This is a genomic window from Streptomyces sp. NPDC002884, assembly GCF_040295245.1.
Taxonomy (GTDB): Bacteria; Actinomycetota; Actinomycetes; order Streptomycetales; family Streptomycetaceae; genus Streptomyces.
This window is the reverse complement of the sequence record NZ_JBEOVB010000003.1, coordinates 106,214-129,754: the sequence shown is the minus strand read 5'-3', so window position 1 is coordinate 129,754 and position 23,541 is coordinate 106,214. Positions and strand designations below refer to the sequence as shown.

The following is a 23,541-nucleotide window of genomic DNA, read 5'->3' as shown; positions in this document are numbered from 1 at the left end:
AACAGTCGCCATGAACAACCTTCAGCCTTCGGATCCGACGTCCATAGGCGGCTATCCGCTGCTCAGCAGGCTCGGTGCGGGCGGCATGGGGCAGGTGTTCCTCTCCCGCACGGGTTCGGGCCGGCTGCTCGCGCTGAAGACGATCCGCGACGATCTCAGCTCCGAGCCGGGGTTCGAGGAGCGGTTCGCCCGCGAGATACGCAACAGCGACCGGGTCCGTTCGCCGTGGACCGTGACCGTCGTGGACTACAGCGCCCCGGGCCAGCGCCCGCAGTGGCTGGCCACCGAGTACGTGCCCGCGCCGTCGCTCGCCGAATGGGTCGCGGCCCATGGTCCGCTGCCGCGGACCGCACTGCTCTCGCTCGCCGCCGAACTGTGCGGCGCCCTGCAGGCCGTGCACCAGGCCGGTCTCGCGCACCGGGACGTCAAGCCCGGGAACATCCTGCTGGCACGCGACCGTCCACGGCTGATCGACTTCGGTGTCGCACGGGCCGCCGACGACAGCCGGCACACCCACCTCGGCGTCTCCGTGGGATCCCCCGGCTTTCTCGCACCGGACCAGGCCGTCGGCGGTGTCGCCGCCGAACCCGCCGACGTGTTCTCGCTGGCCGCCGCGCTGGTGTACGCCGCCATCGGACGCGGCCCCTTCTCCCGTGCGGGTGAACAGATCCCCGTGGCCAGCCTGATGTATCGGGTGGTCCACGAGGAACCCGACCTCGCGGGCGTCCCGCCGGAGCTGGTGCCGCTGCTCACCGCGTGCCTGGCCAAGGACCCGGCGGCGCGTCCGACGGCGGCCCGGCTGGGCGAATGGCTGGAGGAGAGGGGTGGCCGGATCGGGCGGTGGCCCGAGGAGCGCCCCACGGTTCTCGCCGGAGAGCTGACCGAGGCCGAGCATTCGGCGCGCACCCTGGTCGACCTCGCACACCACTCCACCACCACGGCCCCCGCCGGTCAGGAACCGGCCCCGGGTGCGGCGAGGTCCGACACCGTCCTCGCCGCCCCGCCGGCCCCCGGTCGACGCCTCCGGCCCGCCTGGTTGCTGACCATGGCCGTTGCGGCGGTCGCGGTCGTGGTGGCCGTGGTGGCCGCCGTCCACTTCGGTACGCAGCGTTCCTCGGCCGACTCCTCCCCGTCCGCGCAGGGACGGCCGTCCGGCTCGGCCGCCCCGGGGACCGCGGGCAGGACGCCGTCGGCCTCGGCCCAGGAGTCCCAGGAGCCCCGGAGAACCCCGGAGCCTCAGGAGGGGGACGCGGCACTCAAGGTCGTACAGGCCACCTTCGACCTGGCCGCCGGAGAGTCCGTGGCGGCCGGGGCCAGGACTCTGGTCATGCAGCAGGACGGCAACCTCGTGATCTACGACCAGGACGGCAAGGCGCGCTGGGCCGCGGTGACCAGCGGCGAGGGCAACTCCGCACGCTTCCAGGCGGACGGCAACCTGGTCGTCTACAACAGCGGCGGGCAGCCGCTGTGGGCCTCGCGGACCAGCGGCCACGAAGGGGCGGTCCTTGTGTTCCAGGTCGACGGAAACGTTCTGATCAAGTCCGGGGACGCCGTGCTGTGGGCGGCGGGAACGGAGGGCTGACCCGGTCCTGAGGGCCGCTTCAGCCTTCGGCGGGTCGCTCCTCGATCTTCCGCAGCAGTTCCAGCAGCGCCTTCCGCTCCGTCTCCGCCAGGCCCTCGAAGCACTCCGCGAGCACCGCGTCCGCCACCTCGTGGCCCGCCTTCAGCACCCGCTCCCCCTCGGGGGTGAGGTGGTGCTCGAGACGCCGGCCGTGCCCGGGACGCCGGTCCACCAGCCCCTGCGCCACCAGCCGTCCGGCGAGCGTGCCGAACGCCTGCTCGCTCTGGAACGTCGCCGCCGCCAGCTCCCGTGCGCTGACGCCCGGCGTGCGGCCGATCGCCCGTAGCGCGTCCCACTGCGCGAGCGTGCTGCCCACGGACGCGAGCCGGCTGTCGAGCGTTCGGTGCTGGCGGTACTGGACGGCCTTCACGGCCCTTCCGAGGATCTGCAGTTCAACGGGCATGCCCATCAGGCTAGCACCTGACTAAACTTGCTTATATAAACATCCTTAGTTAGTGTCCGGTCATGACTTCGGAACTGACACTCACTCGATCCGGCCCCGCCGTCGGCCGCCCCGTGCTCGTCCTGCACGGCGGTGGTGGTCCCGCCACGGTCGCCCCGATCGCCGAGCACTTCGCCGCGACCGCCCCCACCCTGCTGCCCACCCACCCGGGCTGGAACGGCACCCCGCGGCCCGACGACCTCACCGCCGTGGCCGACCTCGCCGCCGCCTACCTCCGCCTCCTGCGCGACCGCGACCTGTCCGACGTCCTGGTCGTCGGCTCCTCGCTCGGCGGCTGGATCGCCGCCGAGCTGGCCGCCGCCGACACGCAGGGCCTGATCAGCGGCATCGTGCTGATGGACTCGGTCGGCATCGAGGTGGACGGCGAACCGATCCGGGACTTCTTCGCCCTCGACCCGCGAGGCGTCGCCGAGTACGCCTACCACGACTCCGATCGCTTCTACGTCGACCCGGCCACCGTCCCGGCCGAGCGGCTCGCCGCTCTCCGGGGCAACATGGCGGCCCTGCGCGTCTTCTCCGGCGGCCCCGCCATGAGCGACCCCACCCTGCGCCCCCGCCTCGCGGCCGTCACCGTCCCCGCCCTCGTCCTGTGGGGCGAGAGCGACCGCATCGCGACCCCGGCATACGGCAAGGAGTACGCCGCGTCGTTCGCGAACGCCCGCTTCGAAGTCGTCGCGGAAGCGGGCCACTTGCCCCATCTCGAACAGCCCGCACGCACCTTCGCCCTGCTCGACGGCTTCGCCGCGGAGACCGGGCGCCGCTGAGGGGCGTGCGGCGGGTCACGGGCGAGGCGGCCGACCGGCAGGGGGGTTCGCCTTCAGCCTTTCGAACGCGGTGGGGGTCGGACGGCGCGGTATGAAGTCCCTGATCCGCAGAGCGCAGTCGGCCGGACTGCCGGTGCTCGTGTCGCACTCGACGTCGTAGAGGCCATGGGCGTGCACCTGGGCGATCTGGCGTGCGGCCAGCCCCGGTGGGCGGTCCCCGCGCTCGCGCTCGCGCCGCTCCAGTTCCGGCAGGGGGCAGTGCACCCCGACCAGGACCACGTCCTCGGGGGCGAAGAGGGCGATGCAGTCGAGCAGGCGCCACGGTTCGCTCAGGACGTGATCCACCACGATGTTGTTGCCGCCCGCGGCCATGCCGGCCACCGCACGGTGGAAGCCCATCCAGGTGCGCCTCAGTACCGAGGGCAGTGCGTCCGGTGCGATGTCCCGCCGTGACCGCATGGCGTGGAAGGCGTCCACCGGCATGTGGAAGTACGTGTCGTCCAGGACGGTGAGGAGCGACTCGGCGATGCTCGACTTCCCGGAACTCGAGGTGCCGTTCAGGAAGATGATCATTCCGCCGGGTGTCCGCGGAGTGCTCACGGGACTCGTGACCTGCTGCTGTCGAGCCTCTGCCCGAGCCGCCATCGTCTTCCTCCGCTTCGTGCGCCGTCTGTATCCGATCATGCGATCACAGCCAGGTGCCGGCCGGCCAGAGGAGCACGGCCGCCGTGGCGATCAGCCCGACGTTGAGTGCGATCCGACGGTCTTCGCCGGTCAGGTGGACGGCGATCGCACCGATCTGCAGGAGCAGGAACCCGACGGCCGCGGCCGGTGCCAGCCAGGGCGCGATGCCGGTCAGGGGCGGCAGGATCAGCCCGGCCGCGCCGAGTACTTCCACCGTCCCCAGGGCCTTCACGGCGGACAGGGGCAGGCGATCGACCCAGGCCATCATCGGGCGGAGCCGATCTCGGTCACGGACAACCTTCATCGCGCCCGCGTAGAGGTAGAAGAGGGCGAGCGGTGCGGCGATGGTCCAGTACGCGATGTTCATGATTCCCGTCCACCGTCGAGGGCGCGTAGGCGCGTGGTGCCGACGGCGGTCGTTTCGCCGTCGCCGGGACCGACCGCCGCCACGGCGGAGCCGGCCTGTGTGGCCTTCGCTTCTTCGGTCCCGCTCCGAGTGCACCGCCAGGGCCCCGCGACTGTCCAAGACCCGTTCCGCGCCGCCGATACCTGTTGGGTATCGTTGCAGCGTGGAGCTACGTACCCTGCGCTACTTCGTGGCGGTCGCCGAGGAACTCCACTTCGGCCGGGCCGCCGCTCGCCTGCACATGAGCCAGCCGCCGCTGAGCCGGGCGATCAAGCGGCTGGAGACCGAGGTCGGTGCCCTGCTGTTCACCCGCTCGCCTGCCGGCGTCACGCTCACCTCCGTGGGCGCGGTGCTGCTCGACGAGGCGCGGACCCTGCTCGACCGGGCCGACCGCCTCCGCGTACGTGTGAGCGCGGCGGCCCGCGTCGCGACCATCACCGTCGGCATCCTGGGCGACAGCACCGACCCGGGAGCGACCAGGCTGGCCGCCGCCTACCGTCGAAGCCACCCCGGCATCGACATCCGCATCCGCGACACCGACCTGACCGACCCGACCTGCGGACTGCGCGCCGGACTGGTCGACGTCGCCCTGACCCGGGCGCCGTTCGACGAGACCGCTCTGACGGTGCGTGAGCTGCGTGCCGATCCGGTGGGCGTGGTGCTGCGCGCCGACGATCCGCTGGCCCGCCGCGGCCGGCTGCGGCTGGCCGACCTCGGCGACCGCCGCTGGTTCCGGTTCCCGCAGGGAACCGACCCGGTCTGGCAGTCGTACTGGAACGGCGGCGAGCCGCGCGAGGGCGCGGTGGTGCGCGTCGTGCAGGAATGCCTGCAGGCCGTGCTGTGGAACGGCACGGTCGGCCTGGCCCCGCTCGGGCACGACCTGCCCGCGGAGCTGGCCGTGGTGCCGCTGACCGACATGGCGCCGAGCCGAGTGGTGGTGGTGTGGAACGAGGGTGACACCAACCCGTTGATCCGGTCGTTCATCGAGATCGCGACAGCCGCGTACAGCCGCTGAGTGTCTGGCAGGCGGTGCTGTCGCAGCTCGCCCACGGCCGGTCCTCCGGTGCGGCTGCCGGGCCGGACGCGGTGTCCTGCGTGCTCCAGGCGTGCGGCGCGGGCACGTCGCTGACGCCGATCGCGTGTTCCGGGCGGCCGGATCGGTACCGGTCCGGCGCCGAGGCGAGCGCGCCCGGCCGGGACAGGTGCCGAACACGGGCGTCGGCGTCGGCCCGCGGGACCTTTCCCGCGGGGTGAGACGGCGGCCGCCGTCGGCAGTCGCGCGTCGGCAGTCGGGCGTCGGCAGTCGCCGGGCGGGCGTGGGTCACGCCGGCCCGGCGAAAGCAAGAACCACGACGGGTGGCGGTGCTCGCCGTGTCGTGACCCGGAGTGCGGCTGCCGGACGCGGCGGACGTGCGCCTGTCCGGGGCCCGGCGCCTGACGTGCGCCGCCGTACGGGTGGACGCCGGCCGGGGTCGCGTGGAGCCCCGGGCGGGTCGACGGGTACAGCGGGCAGGGCCGGAGGCCGGCGGCCCCCGGCGGGTCGTACGTCAGGAGTCGAGCCGCGCCGCCCGGCCGTCGGCTGCCCTCGCCAGGTCTTGTCGCGCGCGGACCTGCCGAGGACGCCCGGCGGGCAGGGAACGGTGGGGAGGTTCTCCTGCCCTCGTGGGCGCGGTGTCGCCGTGACCGGCGGTCAGTACTGCTCGGTCTCCACGAACCCGGCGTCCGCGTCGTCGTCGGCTTCGACGGCGGCGGTGGTCGGGTCGAATCCGGGCGGGCTGTCCTTGAGACCCAGCCCCAGGCCGGCCAGCTTCGCCTTGACCTCGTCGATGGACTTCGCACCGAAGTTGCGGATGTCCAGCAGGTCGGCCTCGGAACGAGCCACGAGCTCACCCACGGAGTGGACGCCCTCGCGCTTGAGGCAGTTGTACGACCGGACGGTGAGGTCGAGGTCCTCGATCGGCAGTACCAGGTCGGCGGCAAGGGCGGCGTCCACCGGGGACGGGCCCATGTCGATGCCCTCGGCGTCGATGTTCAGCTCGCGGGCGAGACCGAACAGCTCGACCAGCGTCTTGCCCGCGGAGGCCATGGCGTCACGGGGACGCATCGCCTGCTTGGTCTCGACGTCGACGATCAGCTTGTCGAAGTCGGTGCGCTGCTCGACACGCGTCGCCTCGACCTTGTACGTGACCTTCAGTACCGGCGAGTAGATGGAGTCGACCGGAACCCGGCCGATCTCCTGGCCCAGCTGCTTGTTCTGCACGGCGGAGACGTAACCGCGACCGCGCTCGACGGTCAGCTCCATCTCCAGCTTGCCCTTGCCGTTGAGCGTGGCGAGGACGAGGTCGGGGTTGTGCACCTCGACACCGGCCGGAGGCGCGATGTCGGCGGCGGTGACCAGCCCCGGGCCCTGCTTGCGCAGGTACATCACGACCGGCTCGTCCTGCTCGCTGCTCACGACCAGCTGCTTGATGTTGAGGATCAGGTCGGTGACGTCCTCCTTGACGCCCGGCACGGTGGTGAACTCGTGCAGCACGCCGTCGATGCGGATGGACGTGACCGCCGCACCCGGGATCGAGGACAGGAGAGTCCGACGGAGGGAGTTGCCGAGGGTGTAACCGAAGCCCGGCTCCAGCGGCTCGATCACGAACCGGGAGCGGAACTCGTCGACGACCTCTTCGGTCAGGGACGGACGCTGAGCAATCAGCACGTGGTGTTGCCTCCAGTGGTTTGGCGCCGGCTGTGCGACGCCGTAGACACCATGAAGGGTACGGGCGATACGGCTGGTCAGCCTCCGAAGGGGCCGAACCGCCCGGCGCCGACCCTCCGAGGGAGGCTTCGGCCCACCCTTCCGGCCGCCGCCCCCACGGCCGTTTCCGCTGTGTCCGAGTCCGGATTCCGGGCGCACAGGACGCCTGGCAGGCATGCGCGGGCACGGGCGCGTCACGTGGCGCACGGCCGGCGGCAGGCACACGGACTGCTGCCCGGCACGTAGGGACACGCACCGCGTCCCCCGGCGCGAGGCCGGCCGGTACGGGGCGGCCGTCGCCGGTGCCCGCGATCCGGCCGCGCGGCTCGCCGCCGCTCAGGGGGCTGCCTCGCGCGCCGGGGCGAGTCGCTCGTCACACCTTGCCGCCGAAGAAGACCTGTACCTCCCGGATGAGTCCGTGCCGGACAGTGATCGCCTCGATGTTGCGGTACCTGTCGCCCGTCGTCAGCTCGTACTCGTAGTGGACGAGGACGAGCTCTTCGTCCGCCGGGGTGACGTGCAGCGACCGCTGCTCCCTGAACCGGTCGGCGGTCGGGAAGCACCGCTCGAAGAACGCCGCCTTGTCGATGTGATCGTCCTGCGGACTCGTGAACGTGAAATCGTCGGCGTAGAGAGGGAAGGCCGCCTCGCGGTCCTGGGACCTGTAGTACTGGAACGCCGCTTCCACGATGGCCGTCGGGCTGTTGATCATTCGGGCTCCTCGGTCGGACGACTGGCCCTGTTCCGTCACCGTATAGCCGGATTTCGCGGTACTCCGGCGGCGAGGCCGCACGGGACCCGTCGAAAGTCGACGGCCGCGCATCGGGCCGCCGGTGGTCCGGTCATCGCAGACCGGCCCGTCACTCGTACCGGTACTTCAGCGAGTCCGCCTCCGTCTGCTCGATGTCGGCGAGCGTCAGCTCCGGCATCCGCAGTTGGGCCAGCGTCACCTCGGCCGAGGCCGGCTGGGCGTCCGCCGACAGCCACTCCTGCGGCTTCCAGGCCCCGCCGCGCAGCAGCGACTTGGGGCAGTGCGGGTAGACCTCCTCGATCCCCAGCACCAGCGCGCTGGCCGGCGGCTTGCCCACGGCGGTCAGCTGCGTCAGCAGATCCGGGCGGGTGGAGACGACAGCCCGGCCGTTCACCCGCAGGGTGGTGGTCCGTCCGGGGATGACGAACAGCAGCCCGGCCCGTCCGGTGGCGATGACGTTCTGCAGGGTGTCCAGCCGCTTGTTGCCGGTCGCGTCCGGTATCGCCACCGTCCGTGCGTCCAGGACGGCGACGAACCCGGCGGGGCCGCCGCGCGGGGAGACGTCACAGTTGCCCTCGGCATCCGCGCTGGCGATCAGGACCAGCGACGAACAGCCGATCAACCGCCTGGTCTGCTCGGTGAGTTCGCTCATCTGCTTCCGTATTGCCGCTTCGCCGGGGAGCTCGTAGACCCGGCGCAACGCTTCCCGGTCGGGTACGGCGTCGAGGCGGAGCGAGTCGAAGGCACTGCCGGCAAGGGGGGTCGTCATGCCTCCGCACCCTAGGGCCTGTCCGGCCGATCTTGGCGGTGGGTGCGGGGACACGGAGACGGCCTCACGCGGTGGCGCCCGCGCCGGCGGTGCACCGGCCGCCGCCCCGGGAGCGGGTGGCGGCGGGCCGTTGGGGATCTTTTCGTTCGCGACCGAATCGTGAGGCGATATCCCGGCGAGGCGGGGTAACCGCCAGACACACGGCGGTTGGACGCCAACCCTTCAAGGAGAACCATGTTCGCACTCACGTCCCGTCGTCTGCGCGGCGTCGCCCGTCGGGTCTTCGGCTGGCAGCAGTTGCGTCCGGCCCAACTGGCCGCGATGAAGGCCGTGATGAAGGGACGTGACGTACTCGCCGTCATGCCGACCGGCGCGGGCAAGTCCGCCGTGTACCAGGTGCCCGCGGTCCTGCTCGGCGGTCCGGTCGTCGTCGTCTCGCCGCTGATCGCGCTTCAGCGGGACCAGATGCAGAGCCTGCTCGGATCCGGCGCGCTGCGTGCCGCCGCCATCAACTCCGCGCAGCGCCGAAGCGACAACGAGACGGCGTGGGCCCGCATCAGCGCCTCCTCGGTCGACGTGGTCTTCCTCGCCCCCGAGCAGCTCGCCAAGCCGGACGTCACGGACCGGCTCGCCGCCGTCCGGCCCCGGCTGCTGGTGGTGGACGAGGCGCACTGCGTGTCGTCCTGGGGGCACGATTTCCGGCCGGACTACCTGCGGCTGCGCCACGCGCGCGAGCGGCTCGGCAACCCGCCGGTGCTCGCCCTGACCGCGAACGCGGCGGCCCCGGTGCGCCGGGACATCGCCGAACGTCTCGGCATGAACGACCCGGTGGAGACAGTGGCCGGCTTCGACCGTCCCAACATCCACCTGGACGTGTCGACCTTTCAGGACGGAGCCGCCAAGGAGCGGTTCGTCGTGGAGCGGGCGGCCGTCGAGGAGAAGCCGGGAATCGTGTACGCGGGGACGCGGCGGGCCGCGGACAGCTACGCCGAGCAGTTGAGCGACCTCGGACTGTCCGCCGCGAGCTACCACGCGGGCCGGTCAGCCGCCGAACGCGGCCGGACCCAGGACCGCTTCAGCTCCGGTGAACTCGACGTGGTCGTGGCGACCTCGGCGTTCGGGATGGGCATCGACAAGGCGAACGTACGGTTCGTGCTGCACGCCTCCGTCCCCGGCTCGCTCGACGCCTACTACCAGGAGATCGGCCGGGCCGGCCGCGACGGGGCGCCGGCCAGGGCGATCCTCGCCTACCGTCCGCAGGACCTGGGCCTGCAGCGCTTCTTCGCCGCCGGCGCTCCCGACGCCGACGCGCTGCGCCGCGTCGCCGAGCGGCTGCGCGGCGAGGACGGCGCCGTGGGCGCGACCCGGCTCCGCGCCGACTGCGGACTCGGCGCGACGGCACTGTCCGCCGTGCTGAACCTGCTGGAGGAGGCCGGGGCCGTCCGTGGCGGACGGGACGGCAGCCGCTTCACCGGCGCGGCCGGCACCGACGGCGCCTCCGCGGAGGACGACGTCGACGCCGCCGTGCAGAGCGCCCTCGCCGTCCACGCCACGCATCGCAAGCTCGAACAGTCCCGGGTCGACATGATGCGCGGCTACGCCGAGACGACCGACTGCCGGCGGCGGTTCCTCCTCGGGTACTTCGGCGAGTCCGTCCCCGTCCCCTGCGGGGCCTGTGGCACCTGCACGGGCCCCGTGGCCGGGCCCGCGACCGGGCGGCTGAGGCGCGAGCGGTCCGAGGACGCCGGACGGCCGTACGGGGCGGCCGCGCGACGGCGCCGGTGGAGCCGGGCCGGTGCGCGTGCGGGAGCCTCCGCGGGTGCCGTCCGGGCGGCGGAGGCGGTCGCGCCGTCCGCGGCGGACGGCCACCCCTATCTGCCGGGCGTCGGCGTGCGCCATGACCAGTGGGGCCAGGGAGAGGTCATGAGCGAGGGCGACGGCAGGATCACCGTCCTGTTCGAGTCGGTCGGCTATCGCACCCTGTCGCTGGCCGTGGTGACGGACAAGCAGTTGCTCGCCACGTTGCCCGACACACCGCGCTGACGCCGGACCGGCGAGCGTGGACGCCGCGAGCCACCCGGTCGGCTCGGTGCGGGGCCGGTTCCATCGGGGACAGGGGGGCCTGGAGGGGGCCCGGATGGGGCCCGGATGGGGGGCCTGGAGGGGGCCTCGGAACGGATCTCGACCTGCGGCGATGCGGGCGGGCCCCCTTGCCGGGCGGTGGCCCCCGGTTCGATGGCATGTTCCAAAGGAAAATGCCGGAGCCATGGCATCCGGACGCCGCTTTCCGTAGCCTCAGGAGTATCCGAACCACCGCCCGCCGCACCGCACTTGATGCGCATCAGTCGACAACGTGCCGAAGGGACAACGGTCATGGCCGTCGAGACCGAGGTTCTGAACGAACTGCGCCGGTTGCGTGCCCGGGTGCCGGAGCTGACGGGAGCGTTGGCGGCCGGCGCCGACGGCCTCGTCCTCGCCGAGGACATGCCGGACGTGCAGCCGGAAGGGCTGGCCGCGCTCACCGCGGCGGCGCTCGGGGTCGGGCGCCGGATGGTCGATCTCGCGGCCCGCGGCGAGTTCCGCGAGCTGTTGGTGCGCGGGGCGGGGGGCTACCTCGCGACGTACGCGGCGGGGCCGTCCGCCGTCCTGACGTTGCTCGCCGACGACCGGACCAACATCGGCCGGCTGCACCTGGAGGGGCGGCGCAGCGGCGCGCGCATCGCCGAGCTGCTGGCGGCGCGGTCCATGGACGACGGGCCCGTCGTCCATGGCGGTCAGCCGCCGGCTCCGCTGTTCCGCGGCCGGATCCTCGGCGCCCTGCCCATCCGTATCCCGCCGCAGTCCCGGTACGAGCCCTGACGGACGCCGGCGGACTCCGGCGGATTTCGGCGGACTTCGAACGGGAGTCCCTACGAGCCGGTGGTCCGTCCGCGTCGTCCGCCGACCCCGCGCCGTCGGCCGCCGACCCGTTCCGGCCCCGCACCGGTTCCCGACGAGGGGGCGCTGAACCCGCCGGGGACGAGCCGCGGTGGCCCCACGGTCGGCGTCGCCGGCCCGGAGGGAGCCGGGCGGTCCTGGGCCTCCCGCCCTCCACCCGCACCCGCACCCGGACTCGCGGCACGGCCCGGTTCGAGACCCGTGCCCGGCGCCGGGTCCGGAACGCGGGGCGAGGGTGGCGCCGCGCGGCTCAGCACGCGTGCGTGGGGCAGCAACGCGGCGCAGGCGGCGCAGACTTCGCTGAGGGTCCACACCTGACCGACCACCGGGTCGTGCCGCAGGACGAGGACGACCGAACCTGCGCAGGCGACCCGGGCGCCCTCGTGCAGCGCGCACCCCTGGCGACGGCACCAGCAGGCGGCGTCGTGGTGCACCGCAGCCGCTCTGGCGTGCGCGGCCGCGTGGGCCACCGCGAAGCGGCGCAGGGCCGTGAGGTCCCGGGAGCGCGGCGGCATCGCGCACGGCGAGGAGCAGGTGACCGACGCGGTGCGGTCCCGGTGCCCGACCACACGGATCGTCCAGCAGCGGCCCGGACGGCGGGCCGAAGGGGCGTCAGGGTACATAAGAGCCAAAGCACATGTCCTTAGTGGGGGAGGGCGATGAGCGAGTGGGGGAGCGGTCCGGGAAGGGTCCCGCACGGCCCGGCGGAAGTGACCTCGCTCACAGCATGCCCGTGGCCCCCGCGGACCATTCGCGCTGTGCCCCTCCGGCCGACGCACCGCCTGTCGGTCCGTACCCCTAAGCTCCCTCCATGAGCACAGCGGAACCCCACAGACGCGTCGTCGACGGCCGTTTCGAGCTGGTCGGACGACTCGGCGGCGGAGGCATGGGCCTGGTGTGGCGGGCGCACGACCTGGCGCTGCGCCGGGACGTGGCCGTGAAGGAGGTGCGGCCCCCGGACCCGGACCTCGCCGAGTACGACCCCGAGGGCGCCCGGACGCTGCGTGAGCGCGTCCTGCGGGAGGCCCGCGCGCTGGCCCGCGTGCACCACCCCAACGTGGTCACGATCCACCACATCGTCGACGGCGGCGAGAACACGTATCCGTGGATCGTGATGGAGCTGGTCGAGGGCGGCTCCCTCCAGGACCGGCTCGACCGGGGCGTGATGACACCGGCCGAGGCCGCCGGCCTGGGCCGCGAGGTGCTTTCCGCGCTGCGCGCCGCGCACGCCGTCGGCATCGAGCACCGCGACGTGAAACCCGCCAACGTCCTGCTCCGCCCCGACGGGCGGCCCGTGCTCACCGACTTCGGTATCGCCGCCGTCCGGGAGTCCGCCAGTCTCACCGCCACCGGCGCCGTCATCGGCTCGCCCGACTTCATGGCGCCGGAACGGGTCAGCGGCAAGGAGGGCGGTCCCGCCGCCGACCTCTGGTCGCTGGGGATGCTGCTGTACGTCGCCGTGGAGGGCCACCATCCGCTGCGCAGGGCGAGCACGCTCGCCACGCTGGCCGCCGTGCTCGGCGAGGACGTGCCCGAGCCGCGCCGGGCCGGACCGCTGACGGGTGTCCTCAAGGCACTGCTCGTCCGGGACCCGCAGGCCCGCCCCGACGCGGCGGAGGTCGACCGGATGCTCGCGGCCGTGACCGGGGGCGCACCCGATCCGTCGCGGTCGGCGCCGGCACCCGTCCCGCACGCCCCGCAGACCTCATACCCCCTCGCCCCGCCCGCGGCCGCCGACGTCCCGCCCGCCCCGCCGCACACCACCGCCCCGACCCGGGCGCGCAGCGTCCGGGGCAGGGCCGTCTCCGGAGCCGTCCTCGGCATGGCACTGACCGGCGTTCTGGTGTGGACCCTGCTCCCGAACACGGACGACGGCGGCACCGAAGGCGCGGCCACACCGACGCCGTCCGTGTCGCGGAGTGCCCGGCAGACGTCCTCCGGCGGTTCGTCCGGCGGCTCCTCCGGCGGGGTCGCCGCCGCGGAGAAGGTCGACCTGCTCAGCGAGAAGGGCCTCAAGACGGCCGTGGCGAAGCTGACCGCCGCCATGGACGGGGCGAAGGTCACCAGCCTCGTGGTGTACGGGGAGTACGCCATCGCCGACGCCTCCGTCGCCGGCCACCCGAAGCTCTACGACCGGTACATGTACCGGGGCGGCGACGTGGCGGTGAAGGACGGGCCGGGCGGCACCGTCATGACCGGCGCGATCCCCGTCGACCTGGACGTCTACGACTGGGATGCCGTGCCCGCTCTGCTGGCCAGGGCCACGAAGCTGCTCAATGTCGACGAGCCGACGAGCCGTTACCTGATAGTCAACCCGGGCTCCACCGTCTTCGACAGCGAACCGACGATGAGCGTCTACCTGTCCGACGACTACGGCAGCGCCTACCTCCGGGCCGATACGCAGGGCAGGGTGATCGAGACCCACCCGCGCGACGACGGCTGACTCCCGGGCGCCCGTTCGCGGCCTATTCGCGGGTGAAGGTGCCCAGGCCCGTCTCGTCGAACGCCTCCACGGTGACCCGGGTCGCCTTGCCGTCCCGGTCGCCGTGGAAGGTGACGCCGGACAGTCCGACGGCGTTCTCGCCGACGGTCCGGAAGCTGAACGTGTCCCCGTCGTAGTGGGTCAGCCGGAACGTCGTGGGCCTCGGACCCAGCCGCATGGTGAGTTCGCCGCCGGACGCGGAGACGGTCAGCGGACCGTAGAAGCTGTTGGCGTACGTCCCGGTGTACGCGGCGTCGGGGCGGGCGGCTGCCGCGTCCGCGGGCGGCTCGGCGTAGTCGGTGGGCGAGATGCCCGCCTGTTCCTGCTGGGTGTAGATCTTCCCGATCAGGTCGAGCCAGTCGGCCGTGGCCTTCCCGTGCTCGGCGGTGTCGAAGAAGCTCTCCGCGATGGCGTCCGGGAGCCCGAGCGGCTTGCCGTTGGTGAGGACCACGATGCCCAGCTGTTCCGCGGGAAGCATGGTGACGTTGGTGTTCGCGCCGAGGGCGAAGGCGCCCGAGTGGCTCAGGCGCAGGCGGCCCAGGTCGTCGTAACTCACGTTCCAGCCGAGGCCGTAGAAGCCGGTGCGGCCGGCCGGCGTCTGCGGGGGATTGGAGACGATCGCGGGGAGGTGGGTGCGCTCGAGCGGCTCGGCCGGGATGATCTGCTCGCCGTCGAGTTTGCCGTTCGCCAGCTGGAGGCGCAGCCAGCGGGACATGTCACGGGCCGAGGAGCTGGCGCCGCCCGCCGGGGCCTGGGCGTCGGCGTCGCGCACGTACTGGGCCCGCCAGGTGCCGTCGGGGGCCTTCACATGCAGGTCGGCCCGGTTCTTCGCGGCCTCGTAGTCGGCGAAGAGGGAGCTGGTGGAGTCCATGCCGGCGGGCTTGTAGAGGGTGTCCTCGGAGAGCTTCTCCCAGGTGGTGCCCTCGGCGTTCGCTACCGCCTGCCCGGCTGCCGTCGGGCCGTAGTTGGTGTAGGCGTAGGAGGCGCGGAACGGGGCCAGCGGCTCGTACCGGAGGTGGTTCAGGATGTACGTGCGGTCGTAGCCGAGGTCCTCCAGCAGGTCGCCCGAGTGGTCGGGCAGGCCGCTGCGGTGCGCGAACAGATCGGCCACCGTGACGTTCCGCGTCACCCACGGGTCCTTGAGGGCGAAGCCGGGCAGGTGGGCGGCCACGGGATCGTCCCAGCCGATCTTCTCGTCACCCTCGCCCACCGCCCCGGCGACTACGGTCGACGCGAGCGGCTTGGACAGGGACGCCAGCTCGAACACCGTGTCGGGGTCGATCCGGGCGGACCGGCCCTGGTGGCGGACGCCGAAGCCCTTCAGATGGACGACCCGGTCCTTGTACACGACGGCGACGGCGACCCCGGGCACGCCCGTCCGCTTCATCCCGTCCCGCACGATCCCGTCGAGCTTCCCCACGGCCGCGTCCACCTCCGCCTCCGTCAGCTGCGCGGGCGGCCGGGGCGGGGGCGCGGCGGCGAGGACACCGGGGACGAGCAGGAGCGCGGCCCCTGCCAGGGCCGCCCGCGCCTTCCCTCGGTGGCGTGTCGTCGTCTGCCGAACACCCATGCAGACCATTGAACGCCTCGCCAGGGACGGTGTCCTGCCGAGGCGTGCGCGCGGCTCGGCGGTCCTTCGCGGTCCAGGGGGCGGCCCCGCCGTCGCCGACCGCGCTCCTGGTGGTCGTCGGCGGCCGTGCCCCCGCCGCGCGCCGACGACCGGCGCACCGGCGTCCGCGGGGCAGCGCGGCCCGCGCCTCAGTGCGGGAAGGCGCGCGGCTGCCGCAGCCGGGGGAGTCCGGCGCGGAACTCCTCGATGCGGGAGCTGATCTGGCGCATCAGGACCGTGCCGTCGAGGCGGTCGAGGTAGAGGTTGCGACGGGCCAGACCGGGCGCGTCGACGCAGAAGTACAGCGCCATCAGCGGATTGACGAACAGTTCGCTGTCCTTGGTCCGCTCGGTGAACCTGACGTCGCCGAAGGCGCCGCGCACGGCGGCGGCGACGGAACCGTTGACGATGCTCGGGTGGCCCGGCGTGCAGGCCTGGGCGTCGGCCACGGCGTCCAGGTAGAGGGCCCCCTCGGGGCTGTGGTGCGACAGGGAGAACGCGCCGAGGTAGGCGTTCTCCCGGTCCAGCGCGGCCAGGTTCTCCAGGACCAGGGAGTGGTTCACCCCGTGATGGGCGTCCACGCCGAAGCCGAGACAGGCCACCAGCCTCTGGGGGACGTCGTCGAGGTCGCACACGGCGGCGAGACTGGCCATGTCCTCCTCGGGCGTGCCCAGCCCGTGCTCGTCGCCGCGCATCAGGATGTCCGTCCCGCCGTCCACCAGGACGACGGCGTCCACCCCGCCCAGGTGGTCGAGGAGCGCCCGGTAGGCGGCCCGCAGGGGTTCCACGCCGGTGCGCGGGAAGGCGTACACCGTCGAGGGGAGGTCGTGCCGGTCGAGCCAGCGGGCCAGGGTGCGCTCGGGGAAGTAGTCGCCGCGGGCGGGGAGGTCGGGGCGGACGGCCGCGACGTCCGGCTGGAGCCAGACCTCGGAGGGCAGCCCGTACAGGTCGGCGAAGGAGAGGTTGGCCAGATGGACCTCCTTGCCCGCCGAACGCAGGGCGAGCGCCAGCGGCAGGCCCGCGTACACGTCGAAACCGCCGCCCGCACCGGCGACGAGCACCCGGCGCGCGTCGCGCAGCCGGGTGAACAGGGGAGGCTCGTGGAGGGAGAACACCCCGGGACGCTAACAGGCGTCGATCACGCGGCCAACGGAGTTGTCGCCGACAGTGCCGAGCCGTGCGCGAGCCGGGGTCCGGCCGGCCGCGGCCGGAGTGGCCCGACGGCGGCGACCGGACCCCGCGCCCAGGACTACGCGCCGCTCTCCCGCAGCATGTCCGCACGCTCGACGATCTTCACGCGCTCGCGGCCCTGCGGCTCGCCCAGCGCCTTCTCGGCGGCGTCCAGCTTGTACCAGCCCTCCCAGGTGGTGAAGCGGACGGCGCGCTCGGTGAGGAACGCCTCCACCGCCGCCGGCTCGGGCGAGGCGGGCGTCTGCAGACGGCCTTCGGCGTGATCGGCGAGCAGGTTCGACACCGTCTCGTTGGCGTCGCCCTTGGTGTGGCCGATGAGGCCGACCGGACCGCGGCGGATCCAGCCGGTGACGTACGTCGACTGCAGGTGCTCGCCGGACTCCTGTATGACGCGGCCGCCCTCGTCCGGGACCGTGCCCGAGTCGAGGTCCCAGGGCAGCTTCGGGAGCTTGTCGGAGAGGTAGCCGACGGCGCGGTAGATCGCCGTGACGTCCCAGTCCTTGAACTCGCCGGTGCCCTTCACGTTGCCGGTGCCGTCGAGGGCGGTGCGCTCGGTGCGCAGACCGACGACCTTGCCGTCCTCGCCGAGGATCTCGGCCGGCGACTCGAAGAAGTGCAGGAACAGCTTGTGCGGGCGGTCGCCGACGTCGCGGATCGCCCAGTTCTCCAGCGTCTTGGCGACCATGTCGGCCTGCTTGTTGCCGCGCCGCGTCGCGATGGAGCCGTCGTCGTAGTCGATGTCCTCGGGGTCGACGATGACCTCGATGGTGGGGGAGTGGTCGAGCTCGCGCAGTTCCATCGGGGAGAACTTCGCCTGCGCCGGGCCACGGCGGCCGAAGACGTGGATCTCCAGCGCCTTGTTGGCCTTCAGGCCCTCGTGGACGTTGGCCGGGATCTCCGTCGGCAGCAGCTCGTCCGCCGTCTTGGCCAGGACGCGGGCCACGTCGAGGGCGACGTTGCCGACTCCCAGGACCGCGACCTTCTCGGCCTCGAGCGGCCAGGTGCGCGGGACGTCCGGGTGACCGTCGTACCAGGAGACGAAGTCCGCGGCGCCGTAGGAGCCGTCGAGCTCGATGCCGGGGATCGACATCTCGCGGTCGGCCGTCGCGCCGGTCGAGAAGATCACCGCGTCGTAGAAGGCGCGCAGGTCGTCCAGGCTGATGTCGGTGGGGTAGTCGACGTTGCCGAAGAGGCGGATCTGCGGCTTGTCGAGGACCTGGTGCAGGGCGTTGACGATGCCCTTGATGCGGGGGTGGTCCGGGGCGACGCCGTAGCGGATCAGGCCGAACGGGGCCGGCATGCGCTCGAAGAGGTCGATGGAGACACCCGGGTCGGCGGCCACATCGGACTTGAGCAGCGCGTCGGCGGCGTAGATCCCGGCGGGGCCGGCTCCGACAATGGCTACCCGCAGGGGGCGGGGCATGATCAGGTTCCCTTCGAGTGGCGACAGATCGACTCGGGGGAAGCCTAAACTAAGGCAAACCTTACCCGGTACGCGGGTCCGGTCTATGGACTCATAAACATCATTGATGAGTGGAACGGCGGCCGACGCACCTCACGGCAGCGGCTGTTCGGCCCAGATGACCTTGCCCTTGGCGGTGTAGCGGGTGCCCCAGCGTTCGGTCAGCTGCGCCACGAGGAACAGGCCGCGGCCGCCCTCGTCGGTCATGGCCGCGTACCGCAGGTGCGGTGAGGTGCTGCTGCCGTCGGCGACCTCGCAGATCAGCGTGCGGTCACGCAGCAGACGGACGCCCACCGGGCCGTTGCCGTAGCGGATCGCGTTGGTGACCAGTTCGCTCAGGATCAGTTCCGTCGTGAAGGACAGCTCCTCCAGATCCCAGCGCGCCAGCTGCCGCGCCACGGCCGCCCGCACCTCGCCGACCGCCGCCGGGTCCACCGGCACGTCCCACTCGGCGACCCGGTCGGCGCCCAGCGCCCGGGTGCGCGCGACGATCAGCGCGATGTCGTCGGCCGGGCGGGGCGGCAGAAGGGCGTCCAGGACGGCCTGGCAGGTCCCCTCGGGCGGACCGTCGGAGCCCCGCTCCAGGGCCGTGCGCAGCAGCTCGAGACCGGTGTCGATGTCCCGTTCCCGGTCCTCCACCAGCCCGTCCGTGTACAGCACCAGCGAGCTGCCCTCGGCCAGTTCCAGCTCGACCGTCTCGAACGGCAGCCCGCCCAGTCCGAGCGGCAGTCCGGCGGGCACCTCGACGTACTCGACCCGGCCGTCGGGGTGCACCAGCGCCGGCGGCGGATGGCCGGCCCGGGCGATCGTGCAGCGCCGGGAGACCGGATCGTAGATGGCGTACAGACAGGTCGCCCCGGAGACGGCCGCGTCGGTGGCGTCGTCCGCCTCGTCCTGGTCGATACGGGCCACCAGCTCGTCCAGCAGCCCGAGGAGTTCCTCCGGGGCCAGGTCCAGGGCGGAGAAGTTGTGCACCGCGGTGCGCAGCCGGCCCATGGTGGCCGCCGCGTGCAGGCCGTGGCCGACCACGTCGCCGACGACGAGGGCGACCCGGGCCCCGGACAGGGGCAGCACGTCGAACCAGTCACCGCCCACGCCCGCCTGCGCCGGCAGATAGCGGTAGGCGATGTCGAGGGCGTTCTGCTCGGGCAGGGTCCGCGGCAGCAGGCTGCGCTGGAGGGTGACCGCCATGCCGTGCTCGCGGGTGAACCGGCGTGCGTTGTCGATGGAGATCGCGGCCCGCGCCACCAGCTCCTCCGCCAGCACCACCTCGTCCGGGTCGAACGGATCGGGCCGTTCCGACCGCCAGAAACTGACCACCCCCAGGATCAGGGACCCGGCCCGCACGGGCACGGTGATCAGCGAGTGGATGCCGAACTCCACGACCTGCTCGGTGCGTTCGAGGTCCTGGGCGCGCCAGCCCGGCGCCTGGGCGAGATGGGCCTCCAGGACCGCCCGTGCCTCGCCGAGGCTGTGGGCCTGCGGGGCGGAGTCCACGAACCGGATCCGCTCGCCCACCGCGTACAGCGGCGCGCCCTTGCGGATCGCGCTCACCGCCGTGCGCCGCAGCGTGCCCCGGGCCCCCGGCTCCTCGCCCTCCAGGACGGCGTCGAACAGATCCACGGTCGCGAAGTCCGCGAACCTCGGCACGGCCAGCTCCGTCAGCTCCTCGGCGGTCCGGACGACGTCCAGGCTGGTCCCGATGCCCACCCCGGCCGCGTACAGCATGTCGAGGCGCTCGCGGGTCGCCTCGGCCCGGCCCGACAGGGCGCGCAGCTCCGTGGAGTCGCGCAGGGTGGCGACGCTGCCCGCCGGGCCGCCCGCCAGGTCGGTGGGCCGCTGGTTGATCGCCAGCAGCCGCTCCCCGACCAGGTGCACCTCGTCGGTGACCATCCGCCCGGAGGCCAGCAGTTCGGCGGTGTCCCGGTCGAGTCCCAGATCGAGGACCTGACGCCGTTCCGCGTCCGGCGGCAGGTCGAGCAGGCGCTGCGCCTCGTCGTTGGCGAGCAGCAGGTCGCCCTCGCCGCCGACGATGATCACCCCTTCCCGTACGGAGTGCAGTACCGCGTCGTGGTGCTCGTACATCCGGGTCATCTCGCGCGGGCCCAGGCCGTGCGTCTGGCGCAGCAGGCGCCGGCTGACCAGCGCCGTGCTCGCCGTGGCCAGGGCGAGGGCCACGGCGGCGCTGCCGAGGACGAGCGGCAGCTGCCGGTCGGCGTTGCCGCCGACGTGCGCGGTGGTGATCCCGGACGACACGAGCCCGACCACGGTTCCGTCGGCCGTCTTCACCGGCACCACCGCCTGGACCAGCCGGCCGATGGTTCCGTTGACCTCTTCGAGCACGACCCCGCCGTCCAGGGCCGGCTGGATGTTCCCCACGAACTTCTTGCCGATGCGGTCCGGTTTGGGATGCGTGTAGCGGATGCCCTCGGTGTTCATGACGACGAGGAAGTCCATGTCGGACGCCTTGCGGGCGGCCTCGGCCTTGGGCTGGAGCACGGCCGTCGGGTCGGGGGTGTTCAGCGCCGCGACGATGCCCGGCGAGTTGGCGAAGGTCTGCGCCACCGCGAGGGAGCGGTTGCGGGCTTCCTGGGTGGTGTCGTGACGCACCTGGAGCAGCAGCGCCACCACGGCCGCCACGACCAACAGCAGCACGATGACCACCTGGAGGACGAACACCTGTGCGGCGAGACTGCGCCCGCCCAGTGCGGACTCAGGCGTACGCCTGACCCGGGGACGACGGGCCGGCCGGGCATCCGAACGCCCCAGGAGTCGGACCATGTGCCATGTCTACACTGCCGGGCCGCGCGAGGCGAGAGGCGTCACGCACGGTCACGGGGCGTGTCCCGCCCGCTTGCCGTGGGTGACTTCCGCCGCCCGCCGGGTGGCCAGCAGCAGCGCGATGTCGTCCGCCCGGTCCGCGGCCTGCCGGGCCGTCGCGGTGAGCCGGTCGGCCACGTCCGCGAGGGTACGGCCGGGAGGATGGTCGGCCGTCGGCCCGCCGGCGTCGGCCTCGGCCGCCGGACGCCCGTCCCCGGCTCCCGCCAGGGCCAGGCGCAGCGTCGTGATGCCTTCGTCGATGTCGTGACCGGGCCGCTCGACCAGCCCGTCCGTGTAGAGGGCGAGGATCGCGCCCGGCTCCAGGCGCAGTTCCGTCACCGGGTAGTGGGCGCGCGGGTCCACCCCGAGCACCACGCCGCCGGCCAGTTCCACGACCTCGGTTCGGCCGTCGGGGTGGCGCAGCAGCGGCGGCAGATGCCCGGCGCGGACCGCCCGGGCCAGACCGGTGGCCGGGTCGAGCCGGACGTAGCAGCAGCTGGCGAACTGGCCGGGGTCCAGGTCGATGAGGAGGTGGTTCGTGCCGCCCATGACCTCCTCGGGCGGCCGGTCGCCCAGCGCGAAGGCCCGCACCGCGCTGCGCAGCTGACCCATGGTGGCCGCCGCCTGTACGCCGTGCCCCTGCACGTCCCCGATGACCAGTGCCAGCCCGTCGCCGGCCTCCACGACGTCGTACCAGTCGCCGCCCACGTCCATGCCCTCGGTGCCCGGCAGATAGCGCCCCGCGGTCTCCACGCGCGCGTGCTGCGACAGCCGGCGGGGCAGGAGGGCCTGCTGGAGTCCTCGGGCGAGGGCTGCCTCGGTGTCGTAGCGCTGTGCCTTCTCCATCGCGTGGGCGATCAGCCCGGCGAGCGCGGTCAGCACCGTGCGCTCCTCGGATCCGAAGCTGCGTGGACGGTCGAAGCCGAGGATGCACGAGCCGACCGGGCGGCCCGAGGCGATCAGCGGGAGGAAGGCGCGGGCGCCCTCCGACGCGTCGAGGTCGATGCCCGGATAGGCGTCCGCGAGCTGCTGCATCGAGTCGAAGAAGAGCGGCCGGCCCGTGGTGAGGGTCTCCACACCGGGCAGCCGGGTGTCCAGCCCCACCCCTTCGAAGGGGGCGAGGAAACCTTCGGGGAAGCCGGACTCCCACGCCAGGTACAGGTGCCGCTCCTGGAGCAGGTAGATGGCGAGCCGACGCCCCCCGAACGCGGGCAGCAGCTCCTGCATCACCACCGCCGACACCTGGCGGGCGGTCACCGCCTCCGTCAGCGCTATGGCCAGCACGATGGGCCGGTAGAGCGGGGTGGTCGGGGTGGTGGTGTCGGGGGCGGTGGTGTCGGACTCCGAGGGCTCGCGGTCCGTGTCGTTCGGCACGCGGTGCGCCGGGACCGCCTTGCAGGTGACGAGGTCCGCGCCCGGGTACAGGGACACGCGCAGCCAGTCGCCCTCGTACGGCCGGGGGACGGCGGAGGGGTCGGTGGCGACCGGCAGCCGCACATGGAAGTGCGCGGGATCCGGAGACAGCAGGGCGCCGCGCAGATGCTCCTCCACCGTCGGCTGGTTCAGCCACGGCACGGCCTCCCACAGCGACCGGCCGACCAGCCGGTCCCGCGGCACGCCCAGAAGGTGCCCGGCCCGCGCGTTGGCGTAGACGACGAGCCCCAGCCGGTCGAGACAGAACACCCCCTCGGGCAGGAGGTCGGCGGCCCCGTCGGCGAGGGCGCCCGGGCCCGGATCGAGGAGGACGCCTGCGATGGGCCGGGGCAGCGTGGAGGACGCGGCGGAGGCGTCGGCCGGCCGGGCCGCCACGCCCGTCGCGTCCCACAGCTCGAGGAGCCGCAGTCCCCCCTCGGTGGTGCGGACCTGGAGCGGCAGCGGCGGCGGCCGGCCCCGGGCCGTGCGGTGCAGCAGGCCCGGCAGCCGGTGGGCGTCCGTCGGGTCGACGGCCCGGGCCAGGGCGTCCAACGTGCCCGGGAACTCGTCCGGAGGCAGACCGAGCAGGGTCCGTGCCTGCTCGTCGAGCGTGACGACGTCGGTCGCCGGGTCCCAGGAGAACCGCCCGACGCGCCCCGGGGCCGGTCCGGCGGCGGGCGGCCGTACGCACAGCGGCCCCTCGTCCCAGGTGACGTCCTCGCCGTCCGCCCCGAGCCCCAGCAGGGCCGCTCCGAATTCGTCCGCCACCGCCGTCAGCCGCTCACGCTCCGCCTGCACCTCCGCCGCGTCGGCCGCCGCCGGTCGCAGGACGGCCAGCACCCCGAAGGACCGCCCGTCCGCCACGACGGGCACGTAGAGCGAACCGAACTGGAACGGCAGGCCCGCCGCGAGCTGCGCGTAGTGGCGCATCATCTCGGTGGCGTTCGCCAGCACCACCGGCACACCCGTGCGGTACACGTCGGCCACCGGGAACGGCCGGTCCATGTGCACCCGCCACCAGGGGCGGAACAGCGGACCGGGCAGCCCCGCGAGGACCGCGAGGCGCAGTTGCCGGGACGTGGCCGAGCACAGGTAGACGCCACCGGTGTGGCCGCCCGTCGCCCGCAGTGCGTCCGCCAGGACTCCGGTCAGCAGCGCGGGCGGTGGCCCGGACGTCTTCCGCTCGTTTCCGGCGCTCCCAGTCATTCGGCCCTACCTCGTCCGTGCGCCGCCGCTTGGGTGACACAGCAAGAATGCGCCACACCTGGCCGGATGTGCATCCGCGCGCCCTCGGGGAGAAAGGGTCCCGGCGAGGTGACCGGCACTCCACGAGCGAGATCCTGGTGGGCGCCGGCTCCTCACGACCCGGCCGTACCCGCCGCCGCCGAACGAACGAGCCCCCGGCCCGCCCCCGGCCGCCCCC

General features: G+C 73.1%; 18 protein-coding genes. 6 read left to right on the top strand and 12 right to left on the bottom strand.

Annotated features, from left to right (window positions below):
- Positions 1–10: 10 nt before the first annotated feature.
- Positions 11–1,582 carry a protein kinase domain-containing protein gene (locus tag ABT070_RS07950; protein WP_351756283.1) on the top strand — a complete coding sequence of 524 codons (1,572 nt, stop codon included), beginning with the start codon at positions 11–13 and terminating at the stop codon, positions 1,580–1,582.
- Between the two features lie 19 nt (positions 1,583–1,601).
- On the opposite strand, the gene ABT070_RS07945 is transcribed toward ABT070_RS07950, so the two are convergent.
- Positions 1,602–2,024 carry a MarR family winged helix-turn-helix transcriptional regulator gene (locus ABT070_RS07945; protein ID WP_351756280.1) on the bottom strand — a complete coding sequence of 141 codons (423 nt, stop codon included), beginning with the start codon at positions 2,022–2,024 and terminating at the stop codon, positions 1,602–1,604.
- 62 nt (positions 2,025–2,086) lie between these two features.
- Between ABT070_RS07945 and ABT070_RS07940 the strand changes: the two genes are divergently transcribed.
- Positions 2,087–2,848: an alpha/beta fold hydrolase gene (locus ABT070_RS07940; protein WP_351756278.1), complete on the top strand. Its 762-nt coding sequence runs from the start codon at positions 2,087–2,089 to the stop codon at positions 2,846–2,848.
- A gap of 15 nt (positions 2,849–2,863) precedes the next feature.
- Here the strand turns inward: ABT070_RS07940 and ABT070_RS07935 are convergent, their stop codons facing one another.
- Together ABT070_RS07935 and ABT070_RS07930 are read right to left on the bottom strand one after the other, a co-directional pair.
- Entirely contained in the window at positions 2,864–3,421 is a 558-nt protein-coding gene (locus ABT070_RS07935) for a chloramphenicol phosphotransferase CPT family protein (protein WP_351756275.1), read from the bottom strand.
- Between the two features lie 115 nt (positions 3,422–3,536).
- A complete protein-coding gene (locus tag ABT070_RS07930) occupies positions 3,537–3,899 on the bottom strand; it encodes a DoxX family protein (protein WP_351756272.1) in 363 nt (120 codons plus the stop codon).
- Positions 3,900–4,101: 202 nt separating this feature from the next.
- Between ABT070_RS07930 and ABT070_RS07925 the strand changes: the two genes are divergently transcribed.
- Positions 4,102–4,953 (top strand): LysR family transcriptional regulator, encoded by an 852-nt coding sequence (locus tag ABT070_RS07925; RefSeq protein ID WP_351756270.1) that lies wholly within the window; start codon positions 4,102–4,104, stop codon positions 4,951–4,953.
- A 675-nt stretch (positions 4,954–5,628) separates the two neighbouring features.
- Here the strand turns inward: ABT070_RS07925 and ABT070_RS07920 are convergent.
- From ABT070_RS07920 to ABT070_RS07910, 3 genes are all read right to left on the bottom strand, one after another.
- Positions 5,629–6,645 carry a DNA-directed RNA polymerase subunit alpha gene (locus ABT070_RS07920; RefSeq protein ID WP_351756267.1) on the bottom strand — a complete coding sequence of 339 codons (1,017 nt, stop codon included), beginning with the start codon at positions 6,643–6,645 and terminating at the stop codon, positions 5,629–5,631.
- 412 nt (positions 6,646–7,057) lie between these two features.
- Entirely contained in the window at positions 7,058–7,396 is a 339-nt protein-coding gene (locus ABT070_RS07915; protein WP_351756266.1) for a nuclear transport factor 2 family protein, read from the bottom strand.
- A gap of 148 nt (positions 7,397–7,544) precedes the next feature.
- Complete coding sequence (locus ABT070_RS07910; protein ID WP_351756264.1) at positions 7,545–8,204, bottom strand: MSMEG_1061 family FMN-dependent PPOX-type flavoprotein; 660 nt, start codon at positions 8,202–8,204, stop codon at positions 7,545–7,547.
- 234 nt (positions 8,205–8,438) lie between these two features.
- On the opposite strand from ABT070_RS07910, the gene ABT070_RS07905 reads away from it, so the two are divergent.
- Entirely contained in the window at positions 8,439–10,247 is a 1,809-nt protein-coding gene (locus ABT070_RS07905) for a RecQ family ATP-dependent DNA helicase (protein ID WP_351756262.1), read from the top strand.
- A gap of 330 nt (positions 10,248–10,577) precedes the next feature.
- On the top strand, positions 10,578–11,063 hold the full coding sequence (locus ABT070_RS07900; protein ID WP_351756260.1) for a roadblock/LC7 domain-containing protein: 486 nt from the start codon (positions 10,578–10,580) through the stop codon (positions 11,061–11,063).
- 50 nt (positions 11,064–11,113) lie between these two features.
- Here the strand turns inward: ABT070_RS07900 and ABT070_RS07895 are convergent, their stop codons facing one another.
- Complete coding sequence (locus ABT070_RS07895; RefSeq protein WP_351756258.1) at positions 11,114–11,764, bottom strand: hypothetical protein; 651 nt, start codon at positions 11,762–11,764, stop codon at positions 11,114–11,116.
- Between the two features lie 188 nt (positions 11,765–11,952).
- Here ABT070_RS07895 and ABT070_RS07890 point away from each other — a divergent pair, with 188 nt between their 5' ends.
- On the top strand, positions 11,953–13,584 hold the full coding sequence (locus ABT070_RS07890) for a serine/threonine-protein kinase (protein WP_351756256.1): 1,632 nt from the start codon (positions 11,953–11,955) through the stop codon (positions 13,582–13,584).
- A gap of 22 nt (positions 13,585–13,606) precedes the next feature.
- Here ABT070_RS07890 and ABT070_RS07885 read toward each other — a convergent pair whose 3' ends face one another.
- The 5 genes from ABT070_RS07885 to ABT070_RS07865 all read right to left on the bottom strand — a co-directional run bounded on the left by ABT070_RS07885 (position 13,607) and on the right by ABT070_RS07865 (position 23,324).
- Positions 13,607–15,202, bottom strand: a complete 1,596-nt coding sequence (locus ABT070_RS07885) for a serine hydrolase (protein ID WP_351756254.1) — start codon at positions 15,200–15,202, stop codon at positions 13,607–13,609.
- Positions 15,203–15,381: 179 nt separating this feature from the next.
- A complete protein-coding gene (locus ABT070_RS07880) occupies positions 15,382–16,347 on the bottom strand; it encodes a DUF1152 domain-containing protein (protein WP_351756252.1) in 966 nt (321 codons plus the stop codon).
- Between the two features lie 134 nt (positions 16,348–16,481).
- The gene (locus ABT070_RS07875) at positions 16,482–17,846 is read right to left on the bottom strand and encodes an FAD-dependent oxidoreductase (protein WP_351756250.1); all 1,365 of its coding nucleotides are present in this window, start codon (positions 17,844–17,846) and stop codon (positions 16,482–16,484) included.
- Between the two features lie 132 nt (positions 17,847–17,978).
- Complete coding sequence (locus ABT070_RS07870) at positions 17,979–20,666, bottom strand: SpoIIE family protein phosphatase (RefSeq protein ID WP_351756248.1); 2,688 nt, start codon at positions 20,664–20,666, stop codon at positions 17,979–17,981.
- Positions 20,667–20,717: 51 nt separating this feature from the next.
- Positions 20,718–23,324 carry a SpoIIE family protein phosphatase gene (locus ABT070_RS07865; protein WP_351756245.1) on the bottom strand — a complete coding sequence of 869 codons (2,607 nt, stop codon included), beginning with the start codon at positions 23,322–23,324 and terminating at the stop codon, positions 20,718–20,720.
- Positions 23,325–23,541: the final 217 nt, after the last annotated feature.